The organism is Micromonospora sp. NPDC049151, assembly GCF_040648395.1.
In the GTDB taxonomy this organism is placed as follows: domain Bacteria; phylum Actinomycetota; class Actinomycetes; order Mycobacteriales; family Micromonosporaceae; genus Micromonospora.
Genome location: NZ_JBEZDP010000032.1, coordinates 31,166 through 47,718, shown reverse-complemented (window position 1 = coordinate 47,718; position 16,553 = coordinate 31,166). Strand labels below are relative to the sequence as shown.

10 protein-coding genes are annotated in these 16,553 nt (G+C 73.3%); 5 read left to right on the top strand and 5 right to left on the bottom strand.

Features of this window, described 5'->3' with window-relative positions:
• Window positions 1–279: 279 nt before the first annotated feature.
• Entirely contained in the window at window positions 280–906 is a 627-nt protein-coding gene (locus AB0B20_RS27025; RefSeq protein WP_357389577.1) for an NAD(P)-binding domain-containing protein, read from the top strand.
• A gap of 56 nt (window positions 907–962) precedes the next feature.
• Here AB0B20_RS27025 and AB0B20_RS27020 read toward each other — a convergent pair whose 3' ends face one another.
• From AB0B20_RS27020 to AB0B20_RS27010, 3 genes are all read right to left on the bottom strand, one after another.
• Window positions 963–2,780, bottom strand: coding sequence for a VanW family protein (locus tag AB0B20_RS27020; protein WP_357389591.1), 1,818 nt, complete (start codon window positions 2,778–2,780; stop codon window positions 963–965).
• Between the two features lie 136 nt (window positions 2,781–2,916).
• The gene (locus AB0B20_RS27015) at window positions 2,917–4,182 is read right to left on the bottom strand and encodes a polysaccharide biosynthesis protein (RefSeq protein WP_357474504.1); all 1,266 of its coding nucleotides are present in this window, start codon (window positions 4,180–4,182) and stop codon (window positions 2,917–2,919) included.
• Window positions 4,179–8,573, bottom strand: coding sequence for an alpha-(1->3)-arabinofuranosyltransferase (locus AB0B20_RS27010; protein ID WP_357474501.1), 4,395 nt, complete (start codon window positions 8,571–8,573; stop codon window positions 4,179–4,181). The genes AB0B20_RS27015 and AB0B20_RS27010 overlap by 4 nt, the downstream gene beginning before the upstream one ends.
• 162 nt (window positions 8,574–8,735) lie before the next feature.
• Here AB0B20_RS27010 and AB0B20_RS27005 point away from each other — a divergent pair, with 162 nt between their 5' ends.
• The 3 genes from AB0B20_RS27005 to AB0B20_RS26995 are packed head-to-tail and all read left to right on the top strand — an operon-like array spanning window position 8,736 to window position 12,558.
• Window positions 8,736–10,622 (top strand): hypothetical protein, encoded by a 1,887-nt coding sequence (locus tag AB0B20_RS27005; RefSeq protein WP_357474498.1) that lies wholly within the window; start codon window positions 8,736–8,738, stop codon window positions 10,620–10,622.
• Window positions 10,619–12,328 (top strand): hypothetical protein, encoded by a 1,710-nt coding sequence (locus tag AB0B20_RS27000; RefSeq protein ID WP_357474495.1) that lies wholly within the window; start codon window positions 10,619–10,621, stop codon window positions 12,326–12,328. Before AB0B20_RS27005 ends, AB0B20_RS27000 begins: the two co-directional genes overlap by 4 nt.
• A 35-nt stretch (window positions 12,329–12,363) precedes the next feature.
• Window positions 12,364–12,558 carry a hypothetical protein gene (locus tag AB0B20_RS26995; protein WP_091425994.1) on the top strand — a complete coding sequence of 65 codons (195 nt, stop codon included), beginning with the start codon at window positions 12,364–12,366 and terminating at the stop codon, window positions 12,556–12,558.
• Here the strand turns inward: AB0B20_RS26995 and AB0B20_RS26990 are convergent.
• Both AB0B20_RS26990 and AB0B20_RS26985 read right to left on the bottom strand, forming a co-directional pair.
• Window positions 12,543–13,721 (bottom strand): glycosyltransferase family 4 protein, encoded by a 1,179-nt coding sequence (locus tag AB0B20_RS26990; RefSeq protein ID WP_357474513.1) that lies wholly within the window; start codon window positions 13,719–13,721, stop codon window positions 12,543–12,545. The two genes, AB0B20_RS26995 and AB0B20_RS26990, sit on opposite strands and share 16 nt — an antisense overlap.
• A gap of 152 nt (window positions 13,722–13,873) precedes the next feature.
• Window positions 13,874–15,103 carry an acyltransferase gene (locus AB0B20_RS26985; protein ID WP_357474491.1) on the bottom strand — a complete coding sequence of 410 codons (1,230 nt, stop codon included), beginning with the start codon at window positions 15,101–15,103 and terminating at the stop codon, window positions 13,874–13,876.
• Between the two features lie 113 nt (window positions 15,104–15,216).
• On the opposite strand from AB0B20_RS26985, the gene AB0B20_RS26980 reads away from it, so the two are divergent.
• Window positions 15,217–16,368 carry a porin PorA family protein gene (locus AB0B20_RS26980; RefSeq protein WP_357389563.1) on the top strand — a complete coding sequence of 384 codons (1,152 nt, stop codon included), beginning with the start codon at window positions 15,217–15,219 and terminating at the stop codon, window positions 16,366–16,368.
• The last annotated feature ends 185 nt before the right edge of the window (window positions 16,369–16,553 follow it).

The following is a 16,553-nucleotide window of genomic DNA, read 5'->3' as shown; positions in this document are numbered from 1 at the left end:
CGGAAGCTAAGCCCTCCAGCGCCGATGGTACTGCACTCGGGAGGGTGTGGGAGAGTAGGACACCGCCGGACAATCTTTCAATTCAGGGCCACCCCGTGCGGGGTGGCCCTGAATTGCGTACTCCCCCGGAATCACCACGTCGGGCCGCCTCCGTCTCGTACCGTCGAGCCGGGACCGCCGACACACGTCGGCCCGCCCGCCGGCTCGGCGGCGCGAAACGTGACGTGCCGTACGCCGGGGCCGTGATGAGGTCCGACCGTACGGGGTACAGGAGTGGGCATGGAGATCGGAATCATCGGGTCAGGGCACATCGGGGGCACCCTCACCCGTCGTCTGCGTTCACTCGGTCACGACGTCGCGGTGGCCAACTCCCGCGGCCCACAGAGCCTGACCGACCTCGCCGCCGAGACCGGCGCCCGGGCCGTCTCCGTGGAGGAGGCCGTGCGGGATGCGGAACTGGTCGTCGTCGCGATCCCGCTGAAGGCGGTGCCGCAGCTCCCGGCGGCGCTTTTCGACGGCAAGCTGGTGGTCGACGCCAACAACTACTACCCCCAGCGCGACGGGGACATCCCCGAGCTGCTGGACCGCAGCCTCAGCTCCAGCCGCTGGACCGCCGACCACCTCAAGGGCGCGCGGGTGGTGAAGGTGTTCAACAACATCCAGGCCGCGCACCTGATGGACGAGGGCAAGCCGGCGGGTACGGCGGGCCGGATCGCGCTGCCGGTGGCCGGTGACGAGGCCGACGCCAAGCGGATCGTCATGGGGCTTGTGGACGAGCTGGGCTTCGACCCGGTCGACGCGGGCACTCTCGACGAGAGCTGGCGGCAGCAGCCGGACACGCCCGTCTACGGCACCGACCGCGACGCGGACGGCGTACGCGAAGGGCTGGCCGCGGCGCGGCCCTGAGAAGCATGAGAAGGCCCCGCCGGCGACATGCCGGCGGGGCCTTCTGCGTGAGCGGATCAGTCGTCGCCCGGCTTGGGGGCGCAGATGAAGCGGGGCTCGGCGTCGTAGCGCCAGCTGAACTTCTCCCGCTTGACCACCTTGCCGTCCTTCTTGATGACCCGGTACGCGTCCTGGGCGAACCCGACGCTGCCGGCGGCGGCGATGCAGGTCGGCCCGGGCGTCAGGTAGACCGTCTTCGGCTGGGTGATGTCGCGGCGGGGGCCGTACTCGGTCTTCACACTGTCGTAGATCTTCGTGCTCCAGATCGAGACGGTGATCGAGCTGGACGTGTACGAGGTGTCGATCAGCACCCCGTAGGGCGTGTTGTTGCGGAACTTGAAGTCGAGCTGCGGCCAGTAGATGGTCGACTCGATCACCGCCGGGTAGCGGCTGAAGTAGAACGAGTGCGGCTTGTGCTCGACGTCCTCCAGCCCGGCGTAGTAGGTGGCGTTGAACAGCGTGGTGGTGAACTGGGAGACACCACCGCCGACACCCGGCACGAGTTTCCCGCCGACGATCGTCGGCGCGTCCTTGTATCCCTGGTCGTAGCCGCGTTCGCCGGTGTGCCCGTTGAGCGAGAACGTCTCGCCCGGCTTCACCAGCGCACCGTCCACGTCCTTCGCGGCCCGCACGATGTTCTGGCTGCGCGGCGAGGAGAGACCGCCGGTGAACTGGGTGGTGAAGCTCGACACCCGTTCCTTGATGCCGAGCTTCGCCAGTTCCGCCTCGGTCAGCTCGGGGGCGGCAGGCTTCAGCTCGGCGGTGACCGTACGGCCCTCGGTCTTCGGGAGCACCGCGAGCAGGGCCGGGCCGAGCGCGGCGGCGTCGACCTGGCGCCCGGCCTTGCTGGGCACCACCTTCGGCTTGCCGCCGCTGATGGTCAGGCCGGCGTCCTTCGGCTCCACCTCCAGCTTCGTGAGCCGGTCGCCGAGCGCGGCACGCAGCCGCTTGACGTCGACCTTCGGGGTGAGCGTGCCCGCGTCGTCGGCGGAGAAGCGCAGCGACCGGGCGATGGCGGCGGGCGGGATGGTGACCGAGCCGCCGTCGGTGGTGAGCGTGACAGGCGCGGCCACCGCGGGCCGGGCCAGCTCGGCGACGAGGCGATCCACCTCCTCGCGGGTGGTGGCCGGCCACTTCTCGACCAGCGGCACGGTGACCGGCTCGGCGGCCAGCCAGCCGGCCTTCACCACGGCGGTGGCCCCGTCCGTGTCGATCGTCAGCGCCGGCTTCGGGTAGACCGGCTTCGGTGTGGTGCCGGTCCAGATGATCGCCGGCATGGTCATCTCACGCCCCTGCGGGCCCATTACCTTGCGCAGGGCCGCCCCCAGCTTGGCCTGGTCGACGGTGACCACCGGCTCGACCGTACGGGAGCCGACGAGCCGGCTCACCGCGTGCGCGTCGGCCTCGGCCGCCGCTGCCACTGTCGCGTCCACGTCGATGGCGAGCCCCACGTCGGAGGGCTTCAGTTCGGCCTTGTTCTCACCCACAGTGACCGCGAGCGGGGCGTTGAGCTTCTCGGCCCGGCGTTCCAGCTCGGCGCGCAGCGTCTGGGCCGCCTCCGCGCGGCTACGCCCGCCCAGCTCGGTGCCGAGCACCGTGGTGCCGCGGGGCACGTCACCGGCGTACGCGTAGGCGCCAAGGCCGACGCCGCCCGCCAGGACGGCCGCGACGATCCCCCCGGCCAGCAGCAGCCGGGTCCGTCGCGAGCGTGTGGGCTTGGCCGCGTCGCCCCCGGGCGGTGTGGCGACCGGCTCGATCTCGACGCCGGGCCAGCTCACCGCCGCCACCTTGATGGTGGGTCGGTCGTCGGCAGCCGGCATCTTCTCGCCGTACATCGTCACTGCAACCTCGATCGGAAGTACACGCGGGGACCGCTTCCCCCACGGGAGACACCTACGGTAACCAACGCTCGGGCCCACCGGGAGTGTCCGGCCCGGAGGTCGTGTCGGGTGACCGCCGGTGTCGCACCGATCACCCGTTTCGGGGTCGCGCCGCGGTGGGCAGCGTCGCACGGACAGCGGCGGGCGGAGGTCCGGCCGTGCGCCGGCGCGCCGGTACGGCCATCAGCGCCGTGGTGACCGCGGCAGTGACGAGGGCCGCGACGACCAGGCCGCCGACGGTGCGCGGGCGTACGGCGGCGGCGACAGTCACCAGCGCGGCGGTGCCCAACCACAGCGGTGCCGCCGCCCACCTGACGCCCCCGGCGAGACGGTCGTTGAGCAGCACGAACGTGACCGCGTAGAGCGCGCCGACGGCGGCGAACAGCGGCGCGTACCGGCCCAGCGCCGTGTAGTCGGGTCCGCCGACGAGCCGGAAGGCCAGCCCGCCGGCCATCGCCGACGCGCCCACCAGGACCAGACCGCAGGCGCCGGTCACCGCGAGCGCGACGGTGCGGCTGCGGCGGTCCCCTCGGGCCAGGCGCGGCAGGGCCAGGACGGCGGCGACCTGCGGCGCCCAGAGCGCGCCCTTGGTCAGGACAGTCCCCACCGAGTACGCGCCGGAGCCCGAGGGCGGCAACAGCTGGCGGGCCAGCAGCAGGTCGGCGTAGGAGACGACGAGCATCGCCAGCGTCGCCCCGCATCCGGCGGTCACCTGCGCGACGGTCAGGCGCGGGGCGGCAGAGGGACGCCGGGGCGTGCCGGTGAGCCAGGCCAGCGCCGAGGGCGCCAGCGCGGCGGTGAGCGCCCCGGCGCCGAGCGCGCCGGTCAGGCCCGCGCCGAGCAGCAGCCCGACGATCACCCCGCCGTAGCGGGCGGCGGCGAGCAGCGCCATCGCGGTGGCGAGCCGCAGGAAGCGCTGGCCGCCCTGGAGCTCGCCGAGCGAGCGCGACGAGAGCACCACCGAGGCCGTGGTGACGGCCAGCAGCGCGGGCACCACGACCGGCAGGTCCAGCGCGGCGACCAGCACCGGCGTCGCCAGCACCAGCGCGCCCGCGCACAGGGCGGCGGTCAGCACGGTGAGCCGCCGGGTGTCGGACGGGCCGTGCCGGGCGTGGTGCACGGCAACGGCGAGTTGCAGGCCGAGCCCGGGCACACCGGCGATGGCGACCAGCCCGAGGGCGGTGGCGAGCGCGCCGAGGTCGTCCGCGTCGAGCTTGCGGGCGGCGAGGACCGGCACCAGGTAGGCCAGGCCGTTCACCAGGACACCGGCGAGGGTGACGGCGACGCCCGCCGCGCCCAGCCCGCTCCGGCGGCCGTCCGCCGGCTCGGGCGCGGGGTCCGGCCGCCCGTCGCTCACGTGATCTCCGAGACGCGGGACACCGGGGCGGCGTCCGGCGCCGGTCGCCCGTCCGGCTCGGCGCGATCGTCGCGGTCCGCCTCCCGATCCGGAACCGGCGCGGCGTCGTGTTCCGGCTCGCGGGGTGCCGGCACGGCCGGGGTCGCCGCCGGGCGGATCCGGCGTACGGGCCGCCGCCGGGCGGTGGTGGAGAGCCAGAGCGCGCCGAGGGCGGCGACCGTCACGAGCTGCGGCAGCGCGTCGGTGTGCCGGTCGGCCGACTCCAGGTAGATCCATCCGGCGAGCACCACGAGCGCCCCGGGAAGCCACGTCTCGGCGGCCCGGACGAGCCGCCTGATCCGCCGGGGGTCGCCGCCCCAGGGCAGGCGACGCGGTCCGGGTACGGCGAGCATGAAGCCCGCCGCGACCAGCAGGCCGCCGAGCAGGCCGCTGTGGAGCACGAGCGCGGCGGCGCCGACGGCGAGCAGCGGCAGCGAGCGGGTGAGCCGGCGCCGGGTAGCCGGCACGGCGGCGACCGCGCGATCCCCGGCGGGGCGGCGATCAGGCAGCACCGCGAGCAGGACCACCACCACCAGCAGGACGCCGCCGAGCAGCAGGCCCATCCGGTACGGGGTGTCCGGCGTGAAGCGCAGCACCACCTCCCCGGAGACACCCGCGGGCAGGATCCAGCCCTGCTGCCAGCCGTCCACCACGAGCGGGGTGAGCGTCTTCCCGCCGATGGTGGCCTGCCAGCCGGTGTTCGTGTTCTCCCGGACCGCGAGCACCCGGTCGCCGGAGTGCTCGGCCACGCGTACCCGCCGCTCGGTGGCCGACCAGGAACCCACCTCGATGTCGCCGGCGGTGGCCGCCGCGACGGGCGTGGCGGTACGCGGCGTCAGCGCGACCCGGGTGGCGGTGGCGAGCGTGCTCGCGGTGGTGACGACGCGGTGCTCCCCGCTGCCCAGGTCCAGCTGCTTGGGCGTGGTCCGGCCGCAGGCCGTCACCGGCATCTCGCGTAGTTCCAGCAGGTCACGGACCGTGCCGGTGAGCGTCGTGGTGATCCGGGACGGGCCGACCTGAAGCGTCGGACCCGAGCCGCAGGCCAGCTTCAGTGGCGTCTCCGGTCGGGGTGCGACTGTGGTGCCGAGGGGCAGCACCGTCACCTCGCCGACGGCGATGGGCAGTGGCTCGGGCAGCCGCAGGCCGTACGGGTCGGTGCTGGTGGCGGACGGCTTGTCCAGGAACTGGATGGTGATCGAGTCGGTTCGCATCGGCGGGTCGAGCGTGAGCACACCGTCGTTCGTGAGCAGGTTGCTGCGGAACCCGTCGTTGCCGACCACCCGTACGCTGCCGAGCCGGGTGGCGGCGGTCCCCTCCTCGACGGTGAACCGGATCCGGCTGATGACCTGCGGTTCGAGCCAGGTGAGGCGCAGGATCGGCGCCTCGTCGTTGAGCGCCGGTGACCAGCTCGTGGCCGGGTTGCCGTCGAGGACCGCGCCGGGCCGGCCGGCCGGGTCGGGTACCGCCGTCGACGATGCGGTGACCTGCGGCGCGAGGCGCAGCGGCTGGGCCTCGGCGACCAGCTTGTCCAGGGCGGCGTTCAGTTCGGGGCCGGGTGTCGGCCGCGCCCACAGCTTCGCGTCGTACGTCCCGGCAACCGGCAGGGTGAAGGTGCGGTCGATGGTGGAGGCGTCCTCCGAGCCGCGGACCGCGTCGGTGGAGCAGCGCGGGCGGCCGTCGACGGTGAAGCAGGCGGGCGTGGTCGGGGCCGCCGACACGACGACGCCGGCCGGCTGGTCGGTGGCGGGTGCGGCGGGCAGTTGGAGGGTCCGGCTGGTCTGGATGCCGGGGATCTTGATCTCGGTGATGCCGACCGTCTTGTCGCCGAACGGGCGCAGGTCGAACGCGGCGTCGACGGAGACCTCGACCTTGCGGGTGGCGTGCACGCCCTGCAGCTCGAAGACCATGTGGTCGCCGAACTGCTCGACGGTGCGGCTCTCGTACCCGGCGGTCACGGTGACCGTGGTGGGCAGGGCGTCGGCCTTCAGGTCGAACCACACCTCCACCCGGGTGACCCGGGTCGGGTTCGCCAGGTTCACCTCGATCCACTGCCTGTCGCTGCGGGAGTGCGGCGCCGACCGCCAGGACGTGGCGGTGTTCCCGTCCATCGCCGCGTACGGCTGGTATTCGGGCCGGGTGCCGCCGGTGGCGTCGATCTGGGAGCGGGCGGTCGAGGCGCGGATCCCGCTGATGCCCTCGAAGCGGGCGACAGTCGACCACTCCGGCCCCCAGTCGGGCAGGTAGTCGTGCGCGGGCGCGGACACCGCGAAGGTGTCGTCGGCGGTGAGTGTCTGCGAGGAGTTGTCGCGCAGCCGGCCGAACGACACGTCGCGCCGGCGCAGCCCGTCGGTCAGCACGACCCGCCCGGTGGACTCGCCGGCCTTCGCGTCGCCGGCCAGGACCGTGGGCGCGGGGCCGAGCTGGCCCGAGGCGGCCAGGTCGAGCAGCGACTCGGGACCGCCGACGACAGTGGTCACGTCGTCGCGGTCGTACGCGACCACCGGCTGGACGGGCCGGTCCACCCGGTACACCTCAAGTGCCCGTCCGGGCACGTCCAGGCCCTGGTCGCGGAACTCGTCGGGGGTGTCGGAGCCGCCGCGTACCGGGCCGAAGGACGCGACGCGGCTCAGGCCGGGCGAGCGTTCCAGCGCCTGCCGGACGACCGCCGGGCGGGCCGTGTCCGAGCGGCCGTGGTCGAGGTCGGCGCGGAACAGGACGTGGCTGATCCCGGAGCGGGCGAGCAGGTCGGCCAGGCCGGCCGAGCCGGCGCCGGTGGCGAGCGTCGACTCGATCGCGTCCAGCAGCCGGATCGTGGCGGGCGGGGTGAACGGGATGGCGTTGCGCACCGCCCACCGGCTGTCCAGCAGCGGCTGGGCGATCTCGTCGGTGGTGCTGCCCCAGTCGTACGCGGGGAAGCGCGCGCCGGGGACGACGAGCACCCGCCCACGGCCGGTGTTCGCGTCCAGCCAGTCGGTGGCCTCGTGCCAGTAGCCGGGCACGTCCTTCACCGCGCCCGGCGTGGCGAGGCCACCGGCGAGCGCCGGTGAGGCGACGCCCGCGACCGCGACCATGGCTGTGCCGGCGGTGAGCCAGGCGCGGGCCGTGGCCCGGCCACGGCGTTGCTCGGGGGCGGTCCGGGCGGCGCGTACCGCGAGGCTGACCAGGTGGGCCAGGCCGAGCGCCAGCGGCAGGCGGAGCAGCACGTCGAACTTGTGCACGTTGCGCAGCGGGGCGCCGATGCCGTCGAGGAACTGCTGCTGCGGCCCGGCGAGGATGTTCGGCAGGTCGCCGGTGTGCCCGAGGCCGACGAGCGCGACGCCGAGCAGCAGGCCGGTGATGAGGAATCGGCGGTGCGGCATTCCGCGCCGGGACAGGCCGAGCACCCCGAGCGCGGCGACCGCCAGGGTGGCCACGACGAGCAGCGTGTCGTTCGCCAGCCGGGCGCCGGCCGGGATGGTCGCGCCGAACGGGGAGGCCAGGTAGGCGACCCAGTAGGACGTGCCGCGCAGCGTGGTCACCCCGTCGGTGACGCTCGTGGTGTTGCGGGCGGTCTCGATGTAGTCCAGGAAGGGCGGGCTGTAGCGGCCGAGCACCAGCAGCGGGATCAGCCACCACGCGGTGGCCAGGGCGACCGCCCCGCACCAGGCCGCGAGGGCGGTGACGCGGCGGCGCAGCGGTTTGAGCGTGGCGAGCCAGAGCAGGGCGAGCGGCACCACGGCGGCGACGGCGGTGGCGTTGACACCGCCCGCGCAGGCGACGGCCACCGCCGATCCGGCGACCGCGCGGCGCAGCCGGGCGCCCCGGGCGAGGCCCACGAGCGGGATGAGCACCCACGGCGCGACGGCGCTGGGCCAGGACTCCACCGACGACCAGCCGAGCTGGGTGAGGATGCGCGGGGACAACGCGAACGCGACACCGGCGACCATCCGGCCGGCGGGGCTGCCGATGCCGAGCCGGCCCGCCAGCCGCACCACACCGAGGTACGCGACGCAGAACAGCAGCGCCCACCAGAGCCGCTGGACGATCCACGGCGCGACACCCAGTTCCGTCCCGAGCAGGAAGAACGGGCCCATCGGCCAGAGATATCCGTACGCCTGGTTCTGGAGCTGCCCGAACGTGCCGGTGGGATCCCACAGGTGCAGCGAGCGCAGCAGCCACCCGGCCGGATTGACGTTCAGGTCGACCTTGGTGTCCGGGACCACCTGCCCGGGCGCCTGCTGGAAGGCGAGGGCGGTGAGCGCGAGACAGATCGTCAGGTGCCGGAACCGCCGTGCCGTCTGCCGGGCACGGCCGGTCTCCCGGACGAGGGCATCCGTCCCCGTCGGCGGCGTTGTCGTCCCGTCCGCCCGCATTTTCGGCTCCTGTCTCCGCCGGCCGTACGCGTACCCGCACATGACGCGTGTCGCGCGACGTTATCCGGAACCGGCCCGCAGCGGCGACCGGGGGCCGGTGCTGGGCGTTATCGGCGGAACGGCCGTCCCCACGGCAGGTAAGCGTGTGGCAGGCTGCCGACCATGTCAATGCCACAAGCAGCGGCCGAGACGCGTCCGGCAGCCGTCGGCGCGGAGGACGACGGACCCGGACCGATCGGTCGCTGGATAGCCGCCGACCGCGTCCGCGCGGTCGCGATCGCCCTCATCGTCGTGTCCGTCGCGTCGCGCGCCGGGCTGGCCGCCCGTGGCTGGTTCTCGCAGGACGAGTTCGTCATCGCCGCGCAGGTGCTGGACACCCGGCTGGACCCGGACTACCTCCTGGGCACCTTCAACAACCACCTCATGCCGGCCGGGCTGGCGGTCGCGTGGCTGATGGTCCGGGCGGCCGGTTTCGCCGAGTGGCCGTGGATCCTGCTGCTGGCGGCCGGGCAGGCGGCGGTCGGGATCGCCCTGTACCGGCTGCTCCGTGACCTGCTGCGGCCCGGCTGGGGGCTGCTGGTCCCGCTGAGCCTGTTCCTGTTCAGCCCGCTGACGCTCGAGGTGTCGTCGCTGTGGCTGGTCGGGCTGCTCGTGCTGCCGCCGCAGCTGGCGCTGGTCCTGGCGGTGGCGGCCCAGGTCCGGTACGTGCGCACCGGGCGGAAGCGGCACCTCGTCCTGGTCGCGCTCTGGGTCGTGTTCGGCCTGCTCTTCGACACCAAGGCGCTGCTGATCGTGCCGCTGCTGTTCCTGCTGACCGCGTTCCTGTTCACCAAGGGACGCGCGTGGCGCAGCCTCGTGAACACTGTCGTGCGGTTCTGGCCGGCGTGGCTGATGCTCACCGCGCTGTCCGGTGCGTACCTGGCGTACTACCTGACCCGTCCGGCCCGGGGGCTGGACGAGCCCACCTCGGTCGGGCAGGTCTTCACCTTCCTCGGCGACCTGATCGGCGACACGGTGGTGCCGGGCCTGCTCGGCGGGCCGTGGCGCTGGACGTACGCCGGTGACGGGCCGCCGCTGTCCGACCCGTACGACATCGCGAAGTGGCTGTCCTGGGCGGTGCTCGCGGCGCTGATCGTGGTCACCGTGCGGCGGCGGCCGTCCGCCGGGCGGGCCTGGCTGCTGCTCGCCTGCTACCTGGGCCTGGTCGCGGCGCTGTTCGCGGTGACCCGGCTCGGCGGGCCGCTCGGGCCGCTGGTCGGCGTCGTCCCCCGGTACGTCGCGGACGTGGTGCTGGTGGCAGCGATCTGCGTCGGGGTGGCGCTGCTCGGGATGAAGGACAGCGACGAGGACGACGTCTCCGCGTGGCCGCTGCCGACTGTGCTGCGGGAGCCGGGGGCCTTCGCGGTCGGTCTGGTCTCCATGGTGGTGCTGCTGGCCACCATCGGGGTGGGCACGCTGTGGAGCACCGCGCGGTTCGGCGACAACTGGAGCACCAAGCACGGGCGGGACTACCTGGCCACGACGCAGGCCGAGCTGGCCGCCGCGCCGCCGGGCACCGTCTTCTTCGACACCACCGTGCCGGACCGGGTGGTGGCCGGGTACTTCTGGCCGGACAATCTCCAGTCCCACTTCTTCCGACCGGCGCCGCGCAAGCCGACGTTCGTGACGATGAGCGAGAAGCCGTCGACGTTCGACGAGAACGGCCGGATCCGGCCGGTCGTGGTCGAGGGGCGCAAGGTCGCGCCCGGCCCCGTGGAGGGCTGCGGGCACCTGGCCGAGGGCGGCCGGACCGTCCGGATCCCGATGGACGGCTACCTGGTGGAGTGGCCGTACGTGGTGCACTTCGGCTACGTCGGCTCCGGCGACTCGACGGCGGTGTTCAAGCTCGGCGACGCCACCCGCGAGATCACGCTGAAGAGCGGGCTGAACGACGTGTTCTTCATGCTGGAGGGCGCCGGGTCCGCCGTCGAGCTGACGGTGAACACCCCCGGGGTCAGGTTGTGCACCAACCTCATCACCATCGGCAAGGCGGTGCCGAAGCCGCAATGACCGGACGTACCGCCGAGGGCGGCGGCCCCGCGGTCCGGCGGTGGCGGGAGTCGCTTCCGCTGTACCTCGTGGCGGTCGCCGCCACCGCGTTGATCCTGGCCCCGCTCGCGGCGCCGGGCTACGCGCTGCGGTACGACATGGTGTTCGTGCCCCGGCAGCCGCTGAGCTGGGATCTGGTGGCCCCGGCGCAGAGCCTGCCCCGGGCGGTGCCGATGGACGCGCTGGTCTCGCTGGTGACCCAGCTCGTGCCGGGCTGGGTGGTGCAGCGGGTGGCGCTGGCCGGGGCGGTCCTGTTCGCCGCGGTGGGCGCCGGACGGCTGGTGCCGACGCAGCGGCGTGCGGTGCGACTCGTCGCCGCCGTGGCGTACGCGTGGACGCCGTACCTGGCCGAGCGGCTGCTGATCGGCCAGTGGGGGCTGCTGCTGGCGTACGCCGCACTGCCCTGGCTGGCGCGGGCGGCGCTGGACCTGCGGGCGGGCCGCGACGGCGCGCTCGCCCGGGTGGTGCTGCTCGCCGCGCCCGCCGCGATCACCCCGACCGGCGGCCTGATCGCGCTGGCGACGGTGCTGGTGCTGGCGGCGGACCAGGCCCGGCTCCGGCGGTCGGCGCTGGCGGTGGGCGGTGTCGCGCTGCTGAACGCTCCGTGGATCGTGGCGGCCCTGGTCACCGGCGCGGGCGGCACGTCCGATCCGGCCGGCGTGGCGGCGTTCGCGGCGCGCGCGGAGAACTGGGCCGGCCCGCTGGTGGCGCTCGCGGGCACCGGCGGCATCTGGAGCGCGCAGGCCACCCCGTCCAGCCGGTCCGCCGCGCTGGCTCCGCTGGCGACAGTGGTGCTGGTGGTCCTGGCCGTGGTGGGCGCCGGCCTGTTGCGACGCCGGCTGCCGGCGGGCGCGGCGGTACGGCTGGGTGTGCTGGCCGGTGGCGGGTACCTGCTGGCCGCCCTCGCCGTGCTGCCCGGTGGGCAGGGCGCGTTGAGCTGGGCGGTGGCGCACGTGCCGGGGGCGGGGCTGCTCCGCGACGGGCAGAAGTTCCTCGCGCCGTACGCCCTCGTGCTGGTGGTGTGCGCGGCGCTGGGCGCCGAGCGGCTGGTGGCCCGGATCGACCGGGAGGTCGGCGGGATCGTGCTGGCCGGGCTGCTGCTCCTGCCGGTGGCCGCGATGCCGGACCTGGCGTTCGGCGGGGCCGGCCGGATCAGTCCGGTGCGTTACCCGGCGGACTGGCGGGCGGTCGCCGAGCGCCTGCCCGACGACCCGGGTGAGGTCCTCTCGCTGCCGCTGACCGCCTACCGGGCCTATCCGTGGAACCCGGGCCGGGTGGTGCTGGACCCGGCGCCCCGCTACCTGCCCGGAACCGTGCTCACCGACGACACGCTGGTGGTCGACGACGTCGCGGTGGCCGGGGAGAATCCGCGCCTGCGCGAGGTGCGCCGGGTGCTCGCCGAGGGGCGGCCGGTCTCGGCCACCGGCGTGCCCTGGGTGGTGGTGCAGCACGGTACGCCGAGCACAGTGGACCCGGCCGTGCTGGCCGGTCTCGACCTCCGGTACGAGGGGGAGGCGCTGAGCCTCTACCGGAACCCGGCCGCCTCGGGCGCGCCGCAGCGGACCGGGGCGAGCCGCTGGCTTGTCGTGCTCGCGTGCGGAACTGCCGTTCTGGCGGTCATGGCTGCCGCCTTTTCGACCCTACGCCGGCGAGCTACTGCGTGGTAACGTCCGCTCGCACGTCTCACCACTGGAGGAATGGCATGCGTAGAGCTTTGACCCTTGTCGTGTCCGGCCTGGTGGCGGCGTTGCTCGGGGTCCTGGCCCTCGGCGGGCTCTCGGCCGCCGCGACCGCCACGGCCGAGGAGGCCGCGACCGAGGCGCGTAACGCCACGGAGGCGGCCAAGCGGGCCGGGAAGCAGGACCCGTACGCCCCCGAGGTCTACGGCAACAGGTAGGACGGGTCGCCCCGCCGCTGGACCGGGCGGGGCGAGTCCGCAGTCTCCAGCAGGGTCGCGAAGCGTTCCCCCGCCACCGGCCAGGTGAAGTTCGCCGCGTGCCGCCGGGCCTGGGTGCCCATCTCCTGACGCATCTCGTCGTCGTGCAGCAGCGCGCGCACCTTGGCCAGGTAGTCGTCGATGTCGTCGGCCAGCAGGCCGGTACGGCCGTCGACCACCGCCTCCGCGACGCCGCCCGCCTCCCGGAACGCCACTGTCGGCGTACCCGCCGCGCCGGCCTCCACGATCGTCAGCCCCCAGCCCTCCTTCAGCGACGGCGTCAGGGCGACCCAGGCCGAGGCGAGCAGCGCGGCCTTCTCCTCCTCCGTGACGAAGCCCCGGAAGTCGACCCGGTCGGTGATGTCCAGCTCGGCTGCGACCTCGCGCAGGTGCGACTCCCACCAGCCCTGCCCGGCGACCACCAGCCGCAGCTGGGGCAGCTCGTCGGCGAGCGCCGCGACCGCGCGCAGCGCCACCTCCACCCGCTTGTGCGGCACTAGGCGGTTGAGCGTCACGAGCAGCGGGAACGGGGCGCGCTCGGCGTCGGTGCGGGGCATCTCCGGCGTGCCGTTGTAGACCACCGAGACCTGCTCCGGCGGTACGCCGAGGGTGCCGAGTTCACGCCGGGTCGCCTCGGACACGGTGACGTACCGGCACCGCCGGTAGACGCGTACCGCGAGCGACGACTCGACCCACCAGCCGAACCGGGCGGCCCACTTCGGCAGGACCACCGGCCACTGCTCGCGGTGCACGTGGTGGATCAGCTTGACCACCGGGCGCCGGGCCCAGAGGGGCGCGAGGAACGGCAGGCCGTTGCAGACGTCGACCAGGATGTCCGGCCGGCCGCCCCGGCGTGCGGCGAGCGGGCCCAGGCCGACTGCTCCGGCCAGGTAGCAGAGCGCCGCCCACAGGTAGACGGTGTGCCGGCCGCCGCGCCGGATGAATCGGATGCCCGCCTCGTTGACCTCGTCGGCGGGAGCCTCGCGGTGCGCCGCGCAGAACAGGGTGGCGCGGAATCCGCGCGACACCAGCTCGGCGGCGATCCGTTCCACGTACACCTCGGAACCGCCGCCCTCGGGGTTGCGAGTGTCTCGCCAGTTGAGGAACAGCACGTGTCCGGGCATGCCGAAGCGACGCTCCACGCGAACCCTACTCTCAAGTAATTTAGCGGTGCGCGTCACATTAAGGGCTGGGCTCCCCGCCCGGCAATGCCCCGACCGGCGGCGTTGGGCCGACGGCCGTCGTCAGGTCACCTGGAGTGATCGAGGAGTTACGGTCAGGCCGGTGCCGCGACGTCCGGAGTGGTGGCGGCGACGGCTGGCGTCTCCGGTGCCGGCCCGCGTCCGGCCGGTCGGCGGCGGCGCTGCGTGCCGAGCGTCTGGAGAGGGCGCTCGACGCCGTAGTAGCTGAGCGCGGCGTACACCAGGCCGAAGAGCATGGTCAGGGCGAAGGTGCTGAGGAACCCGCCGGTGAACAGCGGCCGGTCGTCGAGCAGGTAGATCAGCTCGATGACCAGCGGGTGCCACAGGAACAGCCCGTACGACACGAGGCCCATCCACCGTGCCGACCCGCTGCTGAAGACCTCCTTGGCCCGGGTCCGCCCGCCGAACGCCACCGGGATCGTGATGAGGACGGCGATCAGGAGGTAGAGCGCCATCTTGGTGCCGAACTCGACGGCGGTCGGGCTGGTCAGGTCGCGCGGCCCGGCGATCGGCGTCGTCGCGATCGCCATCACCGCGACCGCCGCCCCCCAGCAGGCGAGCGGCGCCGAGGCGAGGTCGTCGAGCAGGCGGAAGGCGGCCGGCGCGGTGCCGGTACGCAGGGCCACGTGCGCCGCGGCCAGCGCCATGCCGCCGCCGAACCAGGCGCCGTACGACGGGAACCACATCGTGTGCAGCGCCCCGTCGAGCCAGCCGGCGCCCATCATGGCGACCCACGCGACGGTCAGCAGCGCGCCGGAGGAGGCGAGGAGGACGGTGCGGACGGGACGCCAGGTCCGGCCCACGGCGAGCACCGCGAGCAGCGGCAGGAGCAGGTAGAACACGACCTCGGTGGCGAGGCTCCAGGTCTGGCTGAGGCCGTGCCGGAGCTGGCCCGGGCCGTAGATCTGGGTGAGCGTGAGATGGCGCAGCCAGTCACCGGCCGACACCGGGTGGTTGCCGGGCAGGACGACGAAGCAGACCACCACCGCAAGCCAGTACGCGGGCAGGATCCGCAGCGCGCGGCGCCAGAAGTACCGCTTGGTGCGGGGCCGGGGGCGCCCGGTCGCGACGGTGAGCGCCCACGGGCGGAACAGCAGGAAGCCGGAGAGCACGAAGAAGATCGCGACGCCCACGTCCAGGCGCGCCAACCAGCCGCCCCACGTGGTGTTCATGGTGACGGCGGTCTGGAAGCCGACGTGGTGGCCGACGACCGCCACCGCGCCGATCGCTCGCAGCGCGTCGAGGGCGGGAAGACGGCCGGTCACCGCAGGCTCCGGCGTTGTTGGCGTGGTGGCTGTGGACATCTGGACATCCAGGGGGTCGCTTTTGCAGGTGACTGGGGAGTAACCTCCCGCCAATGCTAAGGATCGGGTGCCCCGGACGACAGACCGTAGGGCGGCAGGTTACAGGAGGATGAGTGAAGCTTCGCGTGGGCGCCGCGCTCTTCGGGCTAGGTGTCTTGTTGCTGGTCTTCGCGGCTGGGCTGCCGTTCTACGTGGCCCCCGCTGTGACCAAGCTGCCCTATGACCTGGAACCAACGACGTCCGTCGCCGAGGCGAAGGGCGCGAAGTTCCTACAGATCAAGTCGGAGAACGGCGCGGTAAGCATCGACGTGCCGCAGGCCGATCTCGTGTCCAGCATCGAGGTCATCCCGCAGCCGGAGGACACCAAGGACCGCGTGCCCAAGGAGCTGAAGGGCGACGCGGTCATCTGGAACGTCTACCAGACGGTCAAGCGCAGCGACAACCAGGACGTGATCAGCCAGTACAGCACCGAGCTGGCGCTGTACCGGATCTCGGGTGCGGCGGCGCCGTGGGACGAGCAGTGGCTCAACGAGTCCGGGGCGGAGCAGGCCCCGGTCGGCAACGTGCGTTACTCCGGCCAGATCTACAAGTTCCCGTTCGGCACCGGCAAGCGTGACTACCAGGTGTTCGACCGCGACCTGAAGAAGACGTACCCGGCGCGGTTCACCGGTACGGAGAAGATCAAGGGCGTCGAGACGTACCGCTTCGTGCAGCGGATCGAGAACGAGCCGCTGAACACCCCGGCGGACAGCGTCAAGACCCTGCTGGGCAAGTTCGCGCCCAGCGCGACCAGTGGGCAGGTCGTCTACAGCAACACCCGGACGCTCTGGGTCGACCCGGTGACCGGCGCCTACATCAAGGTGCGTGAGCAGCAGTACAAGGAGCTGCGCCCGGACACCGGCACCCCGACCGTGCTGCTGGACGCGGACTTCAACTACAACGACGCCACGATCAGCCGCAGCGTCGAGACGGTGAAGGACAACCGTTTCAAGATCGGCATGATCAGCCTCTGGGGCCCGATCATCGCCGGTGTGCTCGGTCTGATCGCCCTCATCGCGGGCGTGTGGCTGGTGACGCGGCCCAAGAGCGACGGCAGCGCCCGGCACCGGGCGGACCCGCCGACCTCCGACCCGACGGCGACGCGGGTGGACCAGCAGCCCGTGGGTGGCCCGCTCGACGACGAGATCCCGCCGGCGTCGACGAACTGGCGGTCCGACGAGGTGCCGGCCCAGCGTTCGGGCGCCGGCGACGTGGAGCGCCGCTGACCGGTACGCCGGAAGCACGACGGAGGGGTGGGCCGCACAGCGGCCCACCCCTCCGTCGTGGAGATCTCCCATGCGGGCGAAGCTACTTTACATTTGTTACTCGATTGTAACTGGCGGATGTCCGGTAACTTTCCGTCGCTTTCACCGTCATCTATGCCGGTTTTGAGACGAGATGCCGCCCCGGA

Coding starts and splice junctions, on each gene's coding strand:
- AB0B20_RS27025 (WP_357389577.1), top strand. CDS start 280: ATGGAGATCGGAATCATCGGGTCAGGGCACATCGGGGGCACCCTCACC.
- AB0B20_RS27020 (WP_357389591.1), bottom strand. CDS start 2,780: ATGTACGGCGAGAAGATGCCGGCTGCCGACGACCGACCCACCATCAAG.
- AB0B20_RS27010 (WP_357474501.1), bottom strand. CDS start 8,573: ATGCGGGCGGACGGGACGACAACGCCGCCGACGGGGACGGATGCCCTC.
- AB0B20_RS27005 (WP_357474498.1), top strand. CDS start 8,736: ATGTCAATGCCACAAGCAGCGGCCGAGACGCGTCCGGCAGCCGTCGGC.
- AB0B20_RS27000 (WP_357474495.1), top strand. CDS start 10,619: ATGACCGGACGTACCGCCGAGGGCGGCGGCCCCGCGGTCCGGCGGTGG.
- AB0B20_RS26995 (WP_091425994.1), top strand. CDS start 12,364: ATGCGTAGAGCTTTGACCCTTGTCGTGTCCGGCCTGGTGGCGGCGTTG.
- AB0B20_RS26990 (WP_357474513.1), bottom strand. CDS start 13,721: ATGCCCGGACACGTGCTGTTCCTCAACTGGCGAGACACTCGCAACCCC.
- AB0B20_RS26985 (WP_357474491.1), bottom strand. CDS start 15,103: ATGTCCACAGCCACCACGCCAACAACGCCGGAGCCTGCGGTGACCGGC.